Below are 16,765 nucleotides of genomic sequence, written 5' to 3' on the forward strand. Positions count from 1 at the left end.
TACCGAACCGACCGGTGCGCGCCCAGGCAACAGAAAACGAGGTGCACCATGCCCAAGAACGTCATTGACGACGAGGAAGTCGAAGCAACGTCGAAGAAGCTCGACTCCGCGGTCAGCGACACGCTGGTCCCCCAGCTGTCCTCGCTGCAGGCCGACGTCGAGAACCTCCTCCAGGGAGGCCTGCTGCTGACGGCGACCAGCCCGAAGATGCAGGCGTCCTACGCGAACTTCAACAAGTCGCTGACGGAGGCGGTGAACAACATCACCCAGTTCTCCAAGCAGTTCCGGGACATCTGCAACGCCGTCAACAACCTGGACTCGCAGATCGCCGGCGGCATCCCCAGCTGAACCCGGTCCACCCCGAGCGGGGGTGCCGCCCCGGATTCCCCCTCCGGCCGGCACCCCTGTCGAACCTGCCGTTCGGCTGTCGATTGTTTCAGTGGGCCATCATTCACGTCGGTAACCTCACGTTCCTCTCAAGACCCCTTGAAAACTGCAGATCCGCTCATAGACTCCCCGAGGAACCTCACATTCCGCTTAGGAAACGTGAGGTCATCCCAGGTATTCGTGCTCAGCCCCTGCCCAGCCAACGCCGCCCCTGCGGCGCCCGACCGGACCGGCTCGAAGATCAATGCCGGTCCTGGGGGAATCTATGAGAACGTCCACGCACCCCGGCGACGGAGCCGTCCGCAAGCTCTACGAAGAACACCACGGCCCGCTTCTGCGCTATGTCTGCGGCCTGATACGCGGCGACCGGCAGCGTGCCGAGGACTTCGTCCAGGAAACCCTGGTCCGTGCCTGGCAGAGCACCGCGAACCAGCCTCCGGACTGGTCACCGTCCCGGGCGTGGCTGATGAGGGTGGCACACAACCTGGTGATCGACTGGGCCCGGCGTGAGCGCGCACATACCGAGATCACGCACGAACACACCTTGGACAAGCACGCCGAGACCGTGGACCCGATGAGCCAGGCCGTCCAGCGCCGCTTCCTGGTCCACGCCCTCTCCCGGCTCTCGCACCCTCACCGCGAAGTGCTCTTCTACGTCTACGTCCTGGGCTGCTCCGGTCCCGACGCCGCCGACGCCCTGGGCATACCGCCGGGAACGGTGAAGTCCCGGACCCATCACGCGATACGGGAGCTGCGCCGCCGGCACCCGGAGCACACGCCGGCGGCGGCATGACCGGGGCTGTCGCGACGAGCCCCGACCCGACTCACGGCTCCGTCATCGCGATGGGGAAGCCCGACGGCTCCCTGCTCACGGTCATCATCGTGTCCGTGGTGGTTCTGCTGCTGCTCTTTCTGCTGCTGCGGCACGTGATCCGCAAGCGGGGCGGCTGGCGGCGTTTTCGGCGCGGCGTAAAGCGTGAGCTGACCCTGACCCGGCGAGCGTTCGGCGAACCGCTGCGCACCTACCGCCGCCACCGTCGCGGCGTACGTGCCCTGACCCGTCAACTGTCCGACCTCCGAGGCGGCCTGCTCGTACGACGGCTGCTGGACGCGGCGGCGACGGCCCTGGCCGACGCGCCGGGGGCCGTTCCGCACGCCGTGCGGACGGAACCCGGACTCGCCACCGTACAGATCGCCGCACGCCCGCTGCCCGAGCCGCCCGCCCCCTGGGAGACATCCGACGAGGCCGGCCCGCAGTGCTGGGAGCTTCCCCTGACGGAGGAGGACGCGCTGCCCCACGCACAGCCCCGCGCCGGTGCGTACGTCCGTCCGCTGCCGGTCGCCGTCGGCATGGCGGACGACGCCGTCGTCCACCTCGATCTGACCGCCGGACCACGGCTGATCACCGTCGAGGGCGACACCACCGCCCGGGCCCGGCTGCTCCAGGCGCTGGCCGCACAGCTGGACCGGCCCGGCAGCGGAGCCTCGGTCACCGTCACTGACGGGGTCCATCCGCAGTACCGGGGGGAGCGGCTCGACACCGTCCTGCGGGAGCTGGAAGAGGCGGCCGAGGAGCACCGGGAGACCGAGGGGGACGGTGAGTTCGACGAGTCCGGCCAGGCCGCCACGACCGTGGTCGTCTGTGCCGCCCCGAGCCCGGAGCAGGCGCGGCGGCTGAGCGCCCTCGCCGCCTCGGGCGCCGTGGTCTGCCTGGCCGACGGCCGGGTGGCGGGCCACAGCTGGGCCCTGCGGGTCGACGGACGCGACCGGGTGGTCGCGCCCGAGCTGGGACTGGACGCGGACTCGGCTCCGCTGGGCAGAGCCGTCGCCGCCGCCGTCCGGGCGGACCGCCGCCGACTGCGCCGCGCGTCGACCCCGCGCCGGGGCGCACCCACTCCGCCGCGGCCCCGCATCCCGGAACGCCGGCTGCGCGAGCTCGAGGAGACCCGGGCGCCCGACGAAGTGGAGGCCCTCCAGGAGGAGGTGCCGGAACCCACCATCCAGGCCACGGCCCCCGCCAGGACCACCACCGGATCCGACCTGCTCGCCGAACCGACCGCCGCACGGGGCCGCACCACCGCGGCCTCCTCCGGCACACGAGAGGACTAGGCGTGTCGTCTGATTCCCGCCCGCCCCGCGACGCCTGGCACGCACCTCCTCGGAGGGATCCCCAGCCACGAGGGTGCCCGAGCCTCTGACGTCGGTCCCGGGGCCCCGCGCCCTGAACCGACGCCCGCACTCCACCACGCACCGCGAAACACCGCCCCGAACAACCCGCCCCCGAACCACCCCCAAGGGGAGACGTGAAACTCCTCATCACCACCGTCGCCGACGGCGACCCCGCCGGCCGCCAGGACGTACTGCTCACCGCGTCCGGCGGTACCCCCGTCGAGGACGTCGCCGCACATCTGGCCCAGCTGCGCGCGGGCGACGTCGACGAGACCGGGGCTCCGCTGCCCCTCCCGGGACCGGCCCCGTCCTGCTACCTGGGAGACGAGCCCCTCGCCCCCGGCACCCCGCTGGCCGCCACCCGACTCATGGACGGCAGCGTCGTCGCCCTCGGCGTCCCGCAGCCACCGGTCGCCACCGCCTACGGCCCCGAGCGCGACGCCATGCCGCAGCCGCACCGGGTGGACCACTCCCCGGTGGTGGAACTCCAGGTGGTGGGCGGCCCGGACGCCGGACGGGTGTACCCGCTCGGCCTCGGCACCCACGGCGTCGGCCCGCTTCAGGACGCGGCCGTCCCGCTCGAAGGCCGGGGCATGCCGGGCGAGGGCATCCGGGTGACCGTACGCCCGGACGGGTCGGCCATCGTGGAGCTCCTTGAAGGCGGCCCGGCGCGACTGTCCGTACCGGAGCCGCCGGAGCACCGGGGCAGGCCCAACACCCCGCTGCTTCCTCTGGCGGAACAAGACGATGAAGACACCGCAGACGCCGCGGACGCCGAGGCCGCCGGGTCCGGGCAGGTGTCCGACCGCAGCGCGGAACTCCCCGACGGCTGGGTGCTCTGGTCCGTCGGTGCGGAGCTGTCCGTCGGCGAGTATCTGCTGCGGCTGGCCGAACCGACCCCCAGGGACGCCGCGGTGGTGCCGTCCGAGGGCGGCGGCAGCCTGGACTTCAACCGGCCGCCGCGCATGCTGCCACATCTGGCACCCGAGCGGTTCCGGCTGCCCGGACCGCCCGACCCTCCCGCGCGCAGGCCGATCCCGCTGCTGGTGGCCCTCGCCCCGATGGTCTTCGGCGTCTCCATGATGCTGTTCATGAACTCGTACTTCTATCTGATCTTCATGTTCATGTCGCCCGCGCTGATGGCGGCGAACTACCTCAGCGGGCGACGACAGGCCCGCAGGGACTACGAAGAGAGGTCCCGCGTCTACCGGCAGCGCCGCGCCTCGCTGGAGGAGGACGTCCGGGAGAAGGTCGCCACCGAACGTCGGTTGCGCACCGAGAGCGCGCCCGATCCGGCGGTCGCCGGACTGTGGGCGGTCGGCCCGGGCCGCCGGCTGTGGGAACGGCGCCGAGGCGACCCGGACCACCTGGCGCTGCGCATCGGCACCGCCCCGCAGCCGTCCCTGCTCGGCATCGACGACACCGCCCGCGAGGACAACCACACCGCGGTGCACTGGACGATCCCGGACGCCCCGGTCGGCGTCGACCTGGTCGAGAACGGCGTCGTGGGTCTGGCCGGCGCGACCGGTCCGGTCCGGGCCCTGGCCCGCTGGATGACGGCCCAGGCCGCGGTCCTGCACACCCCGCGCGACCTGCGGATCGTCGTCCTCACCGACAAGGCCTCGCAGGACTCCTGGCACTGGGCGCGCTGGCTGCCCCACTCCCGGGACGGCCTGCCCGGCACCCGGGGCGGCGCCGTCACCCTGATCGGCAACGACCCGGAGACGGTGGCCAACCGGGTCGCCGAACTGGTCTCGACCCTGCGCACCCGCCAGCGGGCGGCCGAGTCCACCATGAGCAAGGCGCTGCTGAGCGAACCGGACGTCCTGGTGGTGATGGACGGCGCCCGGCGCCTGCGTGACGTACCCGGCGTGGTCTCGATCCTCAGGGAGGGTCCGGCCGTCCGGATCTTCCCGCTCTGCCTGGACCAGGAAGAACGGCTCCTTCCGGAGGAGTGCACCGCCGTGGTCCGCCACGAGAACCACCGGCTGACCCTGCGCCGCACCGGACAGCCCGACGTCCCCGACATCCGGCCGGACCTGGTCGAGCCGGACTGGTGCGAGCGCGTGGCCCGGGGCATCGCCCCGATCCGCGATGTCACCCCGGACGCCTCCGAGGGCCTGCCCGCCAAGGTGGGGCTGCTGGAACTCCTCGGTCTGCCGCAGCCGAGCGCCGAGCAGGTCGCCGCCCGCTGGGCGCAGCGGCCGGCGTCCACCGGCGTCCTGCTGGGCGCGGGCTACGACGGCCCGGTCGCCTTCGATCTGGTGAAGGACGGTCCGCACGGCCTGGTGGCGGGGACCACCGGATCCGGCAAGTCCGAACTGCTCCAGACCTTCGTGGCCGCGCTCGCGGCGGTCAACCGGCCGGACGAGCTGACCTTCGTCCTGGTCGACTACAAGGGCGGCAGCGCCTTCAAGGACTGCGTGGACCTGCCGCACACCCTCGGTATGGTCACCGACCTCGACAGCCATCTGGTGCAGCGCGCGCTGACCTCGCTGGCAGCCGAACTCACCCGCCGCGAGCACATCCTGGCCGATGCCGGGGCCAAGGACCTGCCCGAGTACCAGGGCATGCGCCGCCGCAGCCCCGAGCTGGTGCCCGTGCCCCGCCTGGTGATCATCATCGACGAGTTCGCCACCCTGTACCGGGAGATCCCGGACTTCATCCCCGGCCTGGTGAGCATCGCCCAGCGCGGCCGTTCCCTGGGCATCCATCTGATCCTGGCCACCCAGCGCCCGGCCGGCGTGATCAACTCCGACATCCGGGCCAACACGAATCTGCGGATCGCGCTGCGAGTCACGGACTCCTCGGAGAGCCAGGACGTCATCGACACCAAGGACGCCGTCAGCATCTCCGCGGCCACCCCCGGCCGCGCGCTCGCACGCCTCGGCCACGGCACCGTCGTACCCTTCCAGACCGCCTACGCCGGCACCCCGCTGCCCGGTGCGAAGCCCTCCCTGGATCCCACGGAGCAGCAGCCCGTGGAGGAGTCCCGCATCTGGGGCACCGAACTCCACTGGCAGCGCCTCGGTCGCTCCGTCGGCCTGCCCGGCACGGCCGAGTCGGAGCCCGGCGGGGAGAGCGCGGCGGACATGGCGGTCGACGATGTACTCACCGACCTCAACGCGCTGGTGGTGGCGCTGTCCGAGGCGGCGCGGCTCGCCGGGTGCGCTCCTCAGCCCAGCCCCTGGTTGCCGGCCCTCGGCACGGACGTCCTGATCGACGACCTGCCGCAACCCGAGGAGTCCGGCGGCGCCCGCCTCGCCCCGGTGGCGTGGGGCCTGTCGGACCTGCCCGAATCGCAGGCACAGCTGCCCGTCCGCCTGGACCTCGCCGAGTTCGGGCATCTGTACGTCATCGGAATCCCGCGCTCCGGCCGCTCCCAGGTGCTGCGCACCATGGCCGGAGCTCTGGCCCAGGGCCATTCCAGCGCCGACGTCCACCTCTACGGCATCGACTTCGCCGGTGGCGCGCTGACTGCGTTGGGCGTGCTCCCGCACTGCGGCGCCGTGGTGCCCCGTGGTGACATCGAGCGGCTGGAACGGCTGTTCGCCAGACTCGACGCGGAACTGGAACGGCGACAGGAACGCCTCACCGAGCATCACGCGAGCAACCTCACCGAGCTGCGCGAGATCGTCGGTGCCGGTGCCCGTCCGCCGCACATCATGCTGTTCATCGACGGCTGGGACGCGCTGATCGAGGCCGTCGCCGACCACAACGGCGGCCGCCTGGTGGAGTTGCTCAACCGGCTGCTGAGAGAGGGCGCCGCCGCGGGCCTGCATGTCGTCGCCACCTCCGAACGGGCCCTGCTGTCCGGACGGGCCACCGCGCTCAACGACAACAAGCTGCTGCTGCGCCTGAACGACCGGACCGACTACCACGCCGTCGGCAAGCGCTCACGCGACATCCCCGACGTCATCCAGCCCGGCCGCGGCTGGACCTCCGACGGCGGTACCGAGATCCAGGTGGCGCTGCTCGCACCCGGTGCCGCCGGGCAGGACCAGGCCGAGGCGCTGCGCCGGATCGGCGCCGAGGCGACCCGGCGCGACTCCGGACTCCCGTCGGACCGCAGGCCCGCCCGCATCGGCACGCTACCGGTGAAGGTGACCTTCACCGACGCGTACGAGAAGGTGTCGGCGGAGTTCCGTCGGCCGATGTGGGGCCTGCTGGGCCTCGGCGGCGACGACGTCTCGCCGGTCGGCGTGGACTTCGCGGACACCGCACCGACCTTCTCGGTCGTCGGCCCGCCCGGCTCCGGACGCAGCACGACCCTCGCCTCACTGGCGGTCTCGCTGCTCGCCTCCGGCACCCGCCTGGTGATCCTCGCCCCGCGGGAGTCGCAGCTGCGCGCCCTCGGGAACCATCCGGGAGTACAGCTGATCACCGCGACGGAGCCCACGGTCGAGGAGTTCACCGTGGCCCTGGAGTCCGGCAGCGGACCCCGGGTGGTCATGGTGGACGACGCCGACCTGTTCGTCCTGCCGGACATCGACCAGAACCTGCGCTCCCTGGCCCAGTCGGGCAGGGACCACGGCATCGGCATCGTCATCGCCGCCACCGCGGAGACCATGACAGGCGCGATGGGCTGGCTCAGCGCCCTGAAACGGCACCGCAAGGGCGTCCTCCTCGCCCCGCAGAGCATCCTGGAGGGCGACTTCATCGGGAGCCGCCTGGCCCACGCCCACCTGCGCGGCCGCAAACCCGGCCGGGGCGTCACCGTCGACCCGCGCTCCGGGGAACTGATCAACGTACAGATCCCGGCGACCGTGCTCGACGGAACGGACGGGGCGGCCTGACACCGGCGAGGCTGAGGGGTCATCGGCGCTGTCACGGGTCTACGCGGCGGCCTGCGACGCCGAGGTGTGCGCGCAGGCGGAGGCTCCGGAGAACTGGTGCCAGCCTTCGGCAACCCTTTTTCCGGGAATGGTGTTCTACCAGTGATGGACAACGCAGCCGAACAGTTGACCGATCTGTTGGCAACGGATCTGGACGACGGTTTCACGGAACTGGTGCGCGTCCACGCCAAGGGCGTGCACGCGTTCCTGTTACGTATGTCCGGGTCGCCCGCCGAGGCGGACGATCTGGGGCAGGACACGTTTCTGCGTGCCTACACGGCGCTGCAGGGCTACGGCCCGGAGCGGCGTCGGGCGCTGCACCCGCGTGCCTGGCTGATGACCATCGCAGCGAACGTGTGGCGCAATCATGTACGCAGCAGTACCCGTCGCCCCGTGTCCGCCGTCCGGGTCGACGACGCCCAGGACAACTGGCCGGACGTGAATCCGGGCCCGGCGGAACGGGCCCTGAACACGGACGACCAGGGCCGCCTGGTCGCCGCGCTGTCCGAGTTACCGGAGTACTACCGGATACCGGTGGTGCTGCGGCACGTGGTGGGCATGAGCTATGCGGAGATCGCTCAGGTCCAGGGCTGTCCCGTCGGGACGGCCAAGGCCCAGGTCTCGCGTGCGATGGGCGACCTGCGTCGGTTGCTGGCGACGGAAGAGGAGCTGAGGGAGGTGACTACATGAGCAGGAAGGAGCACGGCGGGCCCCCCGTGTCGCAGAACGGCGCGGTTCCGGCCGGCGAGCTGGGCGCACCGCCGGTACCCGTGGACTTCGCGCTGAGGGTCCTGCAACGCGTGGGCATCCCGCGTGAGCGCTACGACACGTATGTGCGGCTGGACTCACCGGCAGGCGGACTGTTCGTGGCCTTCGCGCCGGAGTCCGTCACCGGATCCGCGCTGGCCACGTCGGGACTGACAGCCGAGCGGTTCGAGGAGTCGCACCGCTCCCGTACCGGCCGGTCCGCGATCCCGACGCGCAAGCCGTTCCCCAGGCTGGAGACCGCCCTGCGCACCGGGCGGGTCAAGAAGCTGCCGCTGGACCCCGGTCCCGTGGACGAGGCGACGGCTGCCGTCCTGCGAGCGGTCCGGGCCATCCCCGCAGGGCAGTTGCGCCCTCTCTCGTGGGTCGCCCGGGAGGCGTCGTCGGCGTTCACGGGGAACACCGACGCCGTCCTGGGCGTGCTCGCGCGCAACCCGTTCGTCGTGCTCGTCCCCTGTCATCGGGTGACGCACGAGAACGGAGCGCCGTGCGACGCCGCGTACCTCCCCGGCACCGGTGACGCGCTGCGCGCCGCCGAGGGGATCGACATGGCCGGGGTGCACCGGTGGCTGCACAGCGGCGCGGTGTTCCTCGGCAGCGACACCACTCACATCTACTGCCATCCCACGTGTGCGCACGCCCGGCGCATCACCACGCCGCACCAGGTGCCGTTCGCGACCGCGCGGGACGCACAGCGGGCGGGCTATCGCGCCTGCAAGAGCTGTCGGCCCGTGTCGGTCTGAGTAGGCGTCAGCGGGTGCCCGGGCCCGCCTCAGCGCCTCGCGGACATCCAAGGCGGTGTCGTCCGGGTGGCCTTCGCGTACGTCAGGGCCGAGCCGCCGGGCCGCCGCTGCGGCACCCAGCAACTAGCGGGACATCCAGCCGGAACGCCCAGCGCCGGCCGAAGTGGCCGGCCGCCAGGCCGCCCGCCGGCACTTGCCGACGACAGCGCCGACGCCGCCGAACGCCGTCCGCCGGGCGAGGGGCCTGCGCCGCTCCGCCTCCCGCACCACGGTGAACAGCACACACCTGGCGGCCGGGACCATCGCGGCTGCGGTCACCGCCTGGCCGACGCGCCCCGTACCGGTCGCAGAGCCGGCCCCTGAGCAGTTGCAGGCCGCCGCCCGGCGCGACGTACAGGGATCGGTCACCCAGTGCGCCTCGATCAGGCTCAGGGAGAGGTCGCGTCGGCCGGCAGCGGGGCGCACGGGACCAGCAGCACCACTGAGCTGTGCGGGCGGGACGCCGCGGGAGGGGACGGTGTTCAGAACCCCGCCGTCCGATGGCCGGTTGCAGCCCCGGGCCGGTGCAACCCGTTGGGGGAGGCCGGTGTTCAAACCTGTGAGAGCGCGCCACTGAGTTCTCCCCTGCCTCACGGGCGAGGGTCTCGATCTAGCGAAGGACAAGCATGGATCTCAACCTTTCCGGCCGCGTGGCTGTGGTGACCGGAGCCTCCAAGGGCATCGGCCTGGCCATCACGCGTTCGCTGCTCGAAGAGGGCGCCAAGGTCGTGGCGGTCTCCCGCAAGGGCACCCCGGAACTGGAGAAGCTGGCGGGCCCGGACCTGCTGCACGTCCCCGCCGATCTGATGGACGCCGAGGCGCCGGCGCAGGTCGTCGCCCGCGCGATCGAGCACTTCGGCGGCATCGACATCCTCGTGAACAACGCGGGCGGCCCGCCGCCCGGTGTCTCCATGCCGCGCACCGGCTTCTTCGACAGCAGCGACGAGCAGTGGCAGGCGATCTTCGAGTTCAACCTGTTCTCGGCCGTCCGTGCCATCCGCGCGGCCATCCCCGCCATGATCGAGCGCGGCGGCGGCTCCATCGTCAACGTCTCCACCGGAATGGCCCGCCAGCCCGCACCGGTCAACATCGAGTACGGCGCCGCCAAGGCGGGTCTGTCCAACCTGACCAAGGCGCTGTCGGAGGAGTTCGGGGCCCAGGGCATCCGCATCAACACCGTCTCCCCGGGCGCCGTGCTGACCGCCTGGTGGACCGAGGAGGGCGGCGCGGCCGACATCATCGCCGGCATGGCGGGCGCCGACCGTGACAGCGTCATGGAGAGCATCGCCCCGCAGTTGATGGGCCAGGTCACGGGCCGCCTCATCAACCCGCAGGAGGTCGCCGACGCGGTCCTGCTGCTGGCCTCGCCGCGCTCGGCGAGCACCACGGGCTCGGACTACGCGGTCGACGCCGGGTTCCACAAGAGCTTCTGACGCGGCCGTTTCGGACCGGCTCCGCTCAGGCCGGCCAGTACGACAGGACCCCGGTGGCCAGCAGGCCACCGGGGTCCTCGGCTTCGTCCACCGCACACCTGCTGCTCGAGTGTCGGTGCTGTGCCGCAGGCGGCGGGCGAGCTGGACGAAGCCGGCCGGGGCCGCGGCGATCACTCAGGCGTCGGGGGCGGGCGCGGTCAGCCGGCGGACCGGGCGCAGTCGGGAGGCCGCTGTCTCGGGCCGGTCGACGACCGCGAGGACCGTGCCGCCGCGCGCCTCCCATGCCTCGCCGAAGGCCGCGGCGACCGACGCGGACGCCGCGTCACCACGGTGGCGATCCGGGACCGTGGCACCGTCAGCGCCCGCTCGTACAGCTCGGCGATCTCCCGGCACTTGTCGGGGCCGAGCAGCTCGGGCGTCAGGGCGCAGCCGTGCGTGTCCAGCGCGTCGGCGAGCGCGGACCGGTCGGCCTCGTCGACGCTCCGGCGGAGGCCGGCGGTCATTCGTCCCTGCCGGGCAGAGCGGCGGGGAACGTCATGCCTTCCAGGGCGAGCAGCAGCTGCTTTCGCTCCAGGCCGCCTGCGTAGCCGGTGAGCGACCCGTTCGCCCCGACGACCCGGTGGCAGGGCCGCACCACGAGCAGCGGGTTGGCGCCGATCGCCGTACCGACGGGCCGGGCCGCGCCGCGCGGTTCCCCGATCCGGGCGGCGATCTCGCCGTAGGTGAAGGTCGTCCCGTACGGGATGTTCTCCAGCGCCTCCCAGACCCGACGCCGGAAGGGGGTACCGGAGGGGACGTACTCGATGTCGAAGTGGGTCAGCGTGCCGGCGAAGTAGGCGGCCAGCTGTCCGGCGATCCCGGTGAACGCGTCCACGTCCCGGAGCCAGCCGGCCCCTGGGGTCACGCCGCCCTTCTGTCCGGGGACGGACAGCGAGGCGAGGGCGGTGCCGCCGGGGGCGGTCGCGCTCCGCTCGCCGACCAGCAGCAGTTCGCCGAGCGGGCTGTCGAGCGTGGTGAAAAGTGTCGTCATCGCGGTTCCTCGTCAGACGGTTCCATGACCTTGTAACACCGGACTGTGCCTCCGGGGTTGCAGAGCGCGGTGAAAGCCGGACTCCGTGACCCTGCTGCCCCGCAGTCCCGCTGCCCGGTCAGCGGGCATTGTGGAATGTCACCAGGTCGATTCTCGTGACCGGCTCGGCATGATGCTGGCGGCTTTCCGACATCGCGTTCCCGCACGCTCCTCTCCCGCGGGATCACGTGTGCAAAGCTGGGGAACAGACAGAACACACCAACTCCTGTCCCCCCACCTGCACTTCAGGGAGAACCCCATGTTGCGCGGCATAGACGTGAGCGCGTACCAGTCCTCCACCTACGGCACGGACGGCCTTTCCTTCGTCTTCATCAAGGCGACGGAGGGCCGTTCGTACGTCAACCCCAAGCTCGCGGCGCAGACGAAGCGAGCCCGGGACGCCGGCTGCGTGGTCGGCTTCTACCACTTCCTGTGGCCGGGCAACCTGACCGCCCAGGCCGAGTACTTCGTCAGCAAGGCCCCGGAGAAGGCGGGCGACATCCTCGCCGTGGACTGGGAGACGACGGGCGACGGCACCCACGCGTCGAACGCGGAGAAGGACACCTTCATACGCAAGGTGAAGCAGCTGCGGCCGGACAACCGGGTCGTCCTCTACTGCAACAGGAGCTACTGGCTCAACGTCGACGAGACCTCCTACGCGGGCGACGGACTGTGGATAGCCGACTATGTGACGGCCGGTAAGCCCCGTATCAAGGCGAAGTGGCGTTTCCACCAGTACACCGACGACCCGGTCGACACGAACGTCGCCGATTTCACAACCAAGGCGGCGCTGAAGGACTGGGCGACCGTCTGAAGGATCCGGCTACCGTCGACCGACAGGTGACTGCCGACATATCCTCTGCACAGCCGCACACCTGGACCGGGGGCGCTCCATGGCCGAGACGGGCACCGACAGCCGCCATCCGGCCACCTTCTGGGAGGCCCTGGCCCCCGCCGACCGGGACGCGCTGCTCCGGGTGGCGACCCGTACGTCGCTGCCCGCCGACGAGCAGTTCCTGGCGCAGGGGGAGGACTCCGACCATCTGGTGGTGCTGCTGCGCGGCTGGGTCAAGGTCGTCGCCCAGTCCCACGCCGGCTACCGTGCGCTGCTCGCCCTGCGCGGTCCCGGTGAACTCCTCGGTGAGCAGGCCGGGTTGGAGCGCAGACGCCGCTCGGCTTCGCTGCTCACGGCGACGACGGTCGACCTGCTGCATCTGCCGGCCGTCCGCTTCCAGGCGCTGGCACGCTCCAGCGCCGGAGTGTCTGCCGCCCTGGAGCAGACGCTGTCCGGGCGCCTGCGTGAGGCCGACCTCCAGCGCACCGGCATCACCGAACCGGTCCCGGTGCGCCTCGCCGCCCTCCTCCTCGACCTCGCCGAACGCTGCGGCCACCCCGACCCGGACGGCACCGGCGTACGCATCACCCTGCCGTTGTCGCAGGACGACCTGGCGGGGCTGGTGCTCAGTTCACGGCGCACGGTGAGCCGGGTTCTGGAGCAATGGCGGGGGCGGGGCTGGATCGTGACGGGGCGTCAGTCGCTGCTGATCCGGTCGGTCGATCAGCTGAAGGGGCAGGCGTTCGGGGGGTGACCGTCAGCAGGAGGTGTAACTCACCCCCTCCTTGGGCGCCTTGAAGATGCGGTAGCCCTTCGTGTGGGTCAACTGGTACGTGATCGTCCAGTCGTCGCACGTGTCGTCGGGGTCCGAGGCGGGTCCGTACCCGGGGTCCTGGTTGCTGCGGAAGCTGACCGTGGCGAGGGTGTACGTGCCGTCGCTCGACAGACCGGTCAGGGCGATGTCGGACTCGCGCGTCGTGCTCATCTCCCGCGTCCACCCTTGCCTGCTCTTGGCCGAATCGACGTTCACCACCCGGGAGTCGGGGTCGTAGCCGCGTATCGCCTTCTCGTAGTCGCGCTCGTTGATCGCCCCGTAGAAGTGGGCGAACATCGTCGCCACCCCGCGGGCCCTCCGATCGTCGACGACCTGCGAGAAGTCGACGGTAGCGCCGGGGGCCTCGACCTGGTCCACCACGACCGGTTCCGCCGGCGTCTCGGTCGGTTCGGTGGGGAGGGGTGCCGACTTGATGCTCGCGTCCGACGAGGACGGCGACGGGAATGCGGACGATGCAGAAGAGGACGAATCGGAGGGCGAGTCGCCGCTCAACGCGTCCTTGAGGGTCGGGGCGTACCGCGCGGCGGCCAGTCCTACTCCCGCGACGATCAGCAGGGCCACGACCACCCCGATGGCGCGGCCGGCCGTCGAGAGGCCCGGGGTGGAGGGGTGGCCGGCCGTCCTCCGGGAGGTCTGTCGGGGAGCCGTGTAGGGCGTGTACGGCGTCGACTGGGTCGGCTGAGTTGGCTGAGTTGGCTGGTTGGGCTGTGGGAACGGCGTCACCGGCCCCTGGTAGGGCCGGTTCGGGGGCGGGTTCGAGCCCGGGGAGGGGAACTGGAAGCCGGTGTTCGGCCGCGTCACCGGCTGCTGCTGAGGCGGGAGCGGCGGACTCGGCTGCGGCGGCTGCCGCCGCGGGGGCGCCGGCGCCTGCGGCCTCTGCCTCTGTTGGACGCGTGTCTGCTCCAGGACCCGCAGCCACTCCGACATCGGCGGGCGCGCGCCCGGATCGGAGACCCTGCTGCGCTCGGCCAGGTTCGCCAGGGCCGACGACACGTTCCGCAGCCCGGTGAGATCGGTGCTCGACTGGTGCCGGTTGAAGAGTCTGGTGGCGATCAGCCCGAACTTGTACGTGTCCGAGGCCGGCGTCGCCTTCGCCGCCTCCGGCACGGCCCAGTCGTCCGTCTCCACCTGGGGCAGGACGTCCTTCCCGGCCAGCCGCATCGAGTCGCAGTCGATCAGCAGGCACTTGGGAGAGGGATCCAGCATGAACAGGACGTTCTTCGGCGAGAGGTCGCCCACGGTCACCCGGTGCCGGTGCAGCCGGTTGATGGTCGCCGCCAGGTCGATGAGCAGCCGCAGCCGGCGCGCGTCGTCGACGTCCAGACCGAGCGACCGGGTGTAACCGTCGACATTGAGCAGGAACTCCATGCCCTGTGGCTTCACCTTGCCCAGCAGCTTGCTGTCGAGCTCGAACTCCTCGGTGATCCGCTGCATCAGGAATCCGGTCACCGTGGTGCCGGGATTGTCGCGCGGTGAGGGCCGCGTCGGCCGATCGCCGGTGTAGACGAGCGCGATCGGCCAGGTCAGCCGCTTGTCCAGGAAGGCGTGGTCGTGCCGGTCGGTGCGACCCAACTCGTCGAAGAAGTAGACCAGTTCGTAGAGCGCGTCGCCGTCGCTGGTCACCGTCGGCAGGTACTCCTTGTACGCGAGGTACTCGCCGGCGAACTTCCCCGGCGGGTCGGGCACCGCGTACACGACGCCCTGTCCGCCGTCCCCCAGGCGGTTCGCCGCGAGGTCGCCGAGTTTGTCCCGTCCGACCCAGGAGATTGTCATCAACCGGTGCCTCCCGGTGCGTCGTTCCACGGCCACAGGGCGATCAGTGTGCGGTCGTCGTCGTAGGTCTCCCGGGAGAAGTCGAGCAGGTGGGCGAAGCCCAACGGCGGTACGGGGGCCTGCAGTCCGTAGTAGAAGTGCCGGGCGACGGCCCCCGTTCCGTCGCCGAGCGGGTCGCCGAAGCCGTCCGTGCCGACCAGCAGGACCGTGCACTGTTCCAGGGCGAAGGAGAGCGGACGGATCACTCCCGGTACGAAGGGCAGCGGGTCCACCGTCGAGGAGTACAGCCCGTCCGTGCCGGCCGCCGCCTTGCCGCCGGTCAGCCGGTAGAACCGGTCGTGCTTGATCTGCCAGGCGCCCGAGTCACCGATCGAGATCAGGTGGACGAAGACGCCCTGGTCGGTGGGTGTCGCCGTCCCGGCCACCAGGGTGGTCGCCAGCAGTTCGGCCGTCTCCTCGGGGCCCGCGTCGGGGCGGTGCAGGATGCGGCGGGCCTGTTCGACGAGCTGCCAGTGGACGGTGGACACCAGTTTGTCCCAGTCGGCGACATAGCCTTCGCCGTCGCCCCGGACCTGGTTGAGCATCTCGTCCACGGCGCTGCGGCAGGCCAGTTGGGAGCCGATGTGCGGCTGGCGTGCGCTGGAGACCCCGTCGGCGACGGCGAACACCACGGTTCCGGTGTCCTGGTCCCAGGCCGCCGCCGCGTCGTCCTCGCGGGGCCGGCCCTCGTAACGGTGCTGGTTGCCGCGTACGGAGGCGAGGCGCAGGGCCATCTTCCCTGTCTGCCAGCCGTCGCAGACGGTGTCCGGCCGGTAGGACAGCCCGCGCGGCGGCACGGTCTCGAACGGCGGGACCGGCTTCCCGACGACGATGGGCCGCCAGTGCCCGGCGATGGCGGCCCCCACGACTTCCCCCACCGGTTTCCGCACGGGCTCCCCGACCGACTCGGGTGCCGGCTCCGGCGGCGCGATCTCCGTATCGGGGGCCGTGTCGGGAGCCGTGCCGGGGTCGGGGGCGCTCATGCTGCCGCTCGCGGCGTGATCGTGGTGCGTCCCGGACTGTCCGGCCGGGGCGAACTGCCGCGCCAGGTCGGGCTGTTGGCCCGGGTCGGGCTGTTGGGCCGGGTCGGGCCGCCGCTCCGGGTCGGGCTGCCGCTTGCCGAACAGGGCCACGTCAGATCACATCGATCGCGACGGTGAAGCCTTCCGGCTTGTCGACGGTGAGCTGCGGGTTGGGCGAGCCGAGCGAACGGCCCGAGGCGATGACGCTCCTGGTGAGGGCGGTGCAGAACTTGGCGATGGCGTCGCCGACTTCGACGCCCTTGTTCACGATGAACCCGAACTCGGGCTGCGTGGCGACCGCGTTGATGGTCTGCGCGTCGGCGTCCTCGATACCGACAGCGATGATGTTGGGCGCACCCAGGGTCAACTGGCGGTCGGTGAGCCGTCGATGGGCGTCCCGCCAGTCCTCCCCTCTGTTGGGCAGCCCGTCGCTGAAGAGGAACACGGCGGGCCGGTGCACCTGGTACCCCTCGGCCTTGAGGCCCTGGATGTCGGCGGGGATGCGGCTGATCAGGTCCTCGAAGGCGGTGGCATAGCTCGTCATGCCGCGGGTGGTCAGGAGCGGGAACTCGTTGGCGCTGCGCAGGTCGACGAGGTGGACCCGCTCGATCACGTCGTCGGAGAAGCCCAGGACGGAGAAGCGCACCTTGGCGGCGGCCATCGGCTCACCGAGCAGCGCCTGGTGCAGGGATCTCAGGCCGTCGTTCAGGTCGTCGATGTGATGGATCATCGACCCCGACTCGTCGGCCAGGACATAGACGGGAAGCAAGTGCCCCCGGTTGCTTTCGATCATCGTCACTTGTCCTTACTCGTTCTTGTCC

Annotated in this window: 15 protein-coding genes; 9 read left to right on the forward strand and 6 right to left on the reverse strand. The window is 71.4% G+C overall.

The features are described 5' to 3' along the window. Positions 1-48 precede the first annotated feature (48 nt). The 6 genes from OG734_RS12910 to OG734_RS12935 all read left to right on the forward strand — a co-directional run bounded on the left by OG734_RS12910 (position 49) and on the right by OG734_RS12935 (position 8,899). On the forward strand, positions 49-348 hold the full coding sequence (locus OG734_RS12910) for a hypothetical protein (protein ID WP_330287629.1): 300 nt from the start codon (positions 49-51) through the stop codon (positions 346-348). A gap of 304 nt (positions 349-652) precedes the next feature. After that, positions 653-1,180 carry a sigma-70 family RNA polymerase sigma factor gene (locus tag OG734_RS12915; RefSeq protein WP_330287630.1) on the forward strand — a complete coding sequence of 176 codons (528 nt, stop codon included), beginning with the start codon at positions 653-655 and terminating at the stop codon, positions 1,178-1,180. Beyond that, positions 1,177-2,496: a hypothetical protein gene (locus OG734_RS12920; RefSeq protein WP_330287631.1), complete on the forward strand. Its 1,320-nt coding sequence runs from the start codon at positions 1,177-1,179 to the stop codon at positions 2,494-2,496. Before OG734_RS12915 ends, OG734_RS12920 begins: the two co-directional genes overlap by 4 nt. Positions 2,497-2,690: 194 nt before the next feature. Next, positions 2,691-7,352 (forward strand): FtsK/SpoIIIE domain-containing protein, encoded by a 4,662-nt coding sequence (locus tag OG734_RS12925; RefSeq protein ID WP_330287632.1) that lies wholly within the window; start codon positions 2,691-2,693, stop codon positions 7,350-7,352. Between the two features lie 144 nt (positions 7,353-7,496). After that, positions 7,497-8,081: an RNA polymerase sigma factor gene (locus tag OG734_RS12930; RefSeq protein WP_330287633.1), complete on the forward strand. Its 585-nt coding sequence runs from the start codon at positions 7,497-7,499 to the stop codon at positions 8,079-8,081. Then, positions 8,078-8,899 carry an Ada metal-binding domain-containing protein gene (locus OG734_RS12935; RefSeq protein ID WP_330287634.1) on the forward strand — a complete coding sequence of 274 codons (822 nt, stop codon included), beginning with the start codon at positions 8,078-8,080 and terminating at the stop codon, positions 8,897-8,899. The genes OG734_RS12930 and OG734_RS12935 overlap by 4 nt, the downstream gene beginning before the upstream one ends. 123 nt (positions 8,900-9,022) lie before the next feature. Here the strand turns inward: OG734_RS12935 and OG734_RS12940 are convergent, their stop codons facing one another. Continuing rightward, positions 9,023-9,364: a hypothetical protein gene (locus tag OG734_RS12940; protein WP_330287635.1), complete on the reverse strand. Its 342-nt coding sequence runs from the start codon at positions 9,362-9,364 to the stop codon at positions 9,023-9,025. Positions 9,365-9,564: 200 nt separating this feature from the next. On the opposite strand from OG734_RS12940, the gene OG734_RS12945 reads away from it, so the two are divergent. Continuing rightward, positions 9,565-10,371: an SDR family NAD(P)-dependent oxidoreductase gene (locus OG734_RS12945; RefSeq protein WP_330287636.1), complete on the forward strand. Its 807-nt coding sequence runs from the start codon at positions 9,565-9,567 to the stop codon at positions 10,369-10,371. A 197-nt stretch (positions 10,372-10,568) separates the two neighbouring features. Here the strand turns inward: OG734_RS12945 and OG734_RS12950 are convergent, their stop codons facing one another. Both OG734_RS12950 and OG734_RS12955 read right to left on the reverse strand, forming a co-directional pair. After that, entirely contained in the window at positions 10,569-10,874 is a 306-nt protein-coding gene (locus OG734_RS12950) for a hypothetical protein (RefSeq protein ID WP_330287637.1), read from the reverse strand. Then, positions 10,871-11,401, reverse strand: coding sequence for a methylated-DNA--[protein]-cysteine S-methyltransferase (locus OG734_RS12955; protein ID WP_330287638.1), 531 nt, complete (start codon positions 11,399-11,401; stop codon positions 10,871-10,873). The genes OG734_RS12950 and OG734_RS12955 overlap by 4 nt, the downstream gene beginning before the upstream one ends. 298 nt (positions 11,402-11,699) lie before the next feature. On the opposite strand from OG734_RS12955, the gene OG734_RS12960 reads away from it, so the two are divergent. Then, positions 11,700-12,254, forward strand: a complete 555-nt coding sequence (locus OG734_RS12960; RefSeq protein ID WP_330287639.1) for a glycoside hydrolase family 25 protein — start codon at positions 11,700-11,702, stop codon at positions 12,252-12,254. Positions 12,255-12,333: 79 nt separating this feature from the next. Then, a complete protein-coding gene (locus OG734_RS12965) occupies positions 12,334-13,029 on the forward strand; it encodes a Crp/Fnr family transcriptional regulator (protein WP_330287640.1) in 696 nt (231 codons plus the stop codon). A 3-nt stretch (positions 13,030-13,032) separates the two neighbouring features. On the opposite strand, the gene OG734_RS12970 is transcribed toward OG734_RS12965, so the two are convergent. Genes OG734_RS12970 through OG734_RS12980 form a run of 3 tightly spaced genes read right to left on the reverse strand, consistent with a single transcriptional unit; the run spans position 13,033 to position 16,737 of the window. Further along, a complete protein-coding gene (locus tag OG734_RS12970; protein ID WP_330287641.1) occupies positions 13,033-14,883 on the reverse strand; it encodes a hypothetical protein in 1,851 nt (616 codons plus the stop codon). After that, positions 14,883-16,055: a protein phosphatase 2C domain-containing protein gene (locus OG734_RS12975; protein WP_330287642.1), complete on the reverse strand. Its 1,173-nt coding sequence runs from the start codon at positions 16,053-16,055 to the stop codon at positions 14,883-14,885. The genes OG734_RS12970 and OG734_RS12975 overlap by 1 nt, the downstream gene beginning before the upstream one ends. 1 nt (position 16,056) lies before the next feature. Next, on the reverse strand, positions 16,057-16,737 hold the full coding sequence (locus OG734_RS12980) for a vWA domain-containing protein (RefSeq protein WP_330287643.1): 681 nt from the start codon (positions 16,735-16,737) through the stop codon (positions 16,057-16,059). Between the last annotated feature and the right edge of the window lie 28 nt (positions 16,738-16,765).

The sequence above is a fragment of the Streptomyces sp. NBC_00576 genome, from assembly GCF_036345175.1.
Taxonomy (GTDB): Bacteria; Actinomycetota; Actinomycetes; order Streptomycetales; family Streptomycetaceae; genus Streptomyces.

What these genes read in the sequence shown, in the direction of transcription:
- OG734_RS12910 (WP_330287629.1), top strand. Translation starts at nt 49, where the DNA reads ATGCCCAAGAACGTCATTGACGACGAGGAAGTCGAAGCAACGTCGAAG.
- OG734_RS12915 (WP_330287630.1), top strand. Translation starts at nt 653, where the DNA reads ATGAGAACGTCCACGCACCCCGGCGACGGAGCCGTCCGCAAGCTCTAC.
- OG734_RS12920 (WP_330287631.1), top strand. Translation starts at nt 1,177, where the DNA reads ATGACCGGGGCTGTCGCGACGAGCCCCGACCCGACTCACGGCTCCGTC.
- OG734_RS12930 (WP_330287633.1), top strand. Translation starts at nt 7,497, where the DNA reads ATGGACAACGCAGCCGAACAGTTGACCGATCTGTTGGCAACGGATCTG.
- OG734_RS12935 (WP_330287634.1), top strand. Translation starts at nt 8,078, where the DNA reads ATGAGCAGGAAGGAGCACGGCGGGCCCCCCGTGTCGCAGAACGGCGCG.
- OG734_RS12945 (WP_330287636.1), top strand. Translation starts at nt 9,565, where the DNA reads ATGGATCTCAACCTTTCCGGCCGCGTGGCTGTGGTGACCGGAGCCTCC.
- OG734_RS12950 (WP_330287637.1), bottom strand. Translation starts at nt 10,874, where the DNA reads ATGACCGCCGGCCTCCGCCGGAGCGTCGACGAGGCCGACCGGTCCGCG.
- OG734_RS12955 (WP_330287638.1), bottom strand. Translation starts at nt 11,401, where the DNA reads ATGACGACACTTTTCACCACGCTCGACAGCCCGCTCGGCGAACTGCTG.
- OG734_RS12960 (WP_330287639.1), top strand. Translation starts at nt 11,700, where the DNA reads ATGTTGCGCGGCATAGACGTGAGCGCGTACCAGTCCTCCACCTACGGC.
- OG734_RS12965 (WP_330287640.1), top strand. Translation starts at nt 12,334, where the DNA reads ATGGCCGAGACGGGCACCGACAGCCGCCATCCGGCCACCTTCTGGGAG.
- OG734_RS12970 (WP_330287641.1), bottom strand. Translation starts at nt 14,883, where the DNA reads ATGACAATCTCCTGGGTCGGACGGGACAAACTCGGCGACCTCGCGGCG.
- OG734_RS12980 (WP_330287643.1), bottom strand. Translation starts at nt 16,737, where the DNA reads ATGATCGAAAGCAACCGGGGGCACTTGCTTCCCGTCTATGTCCTGGCC.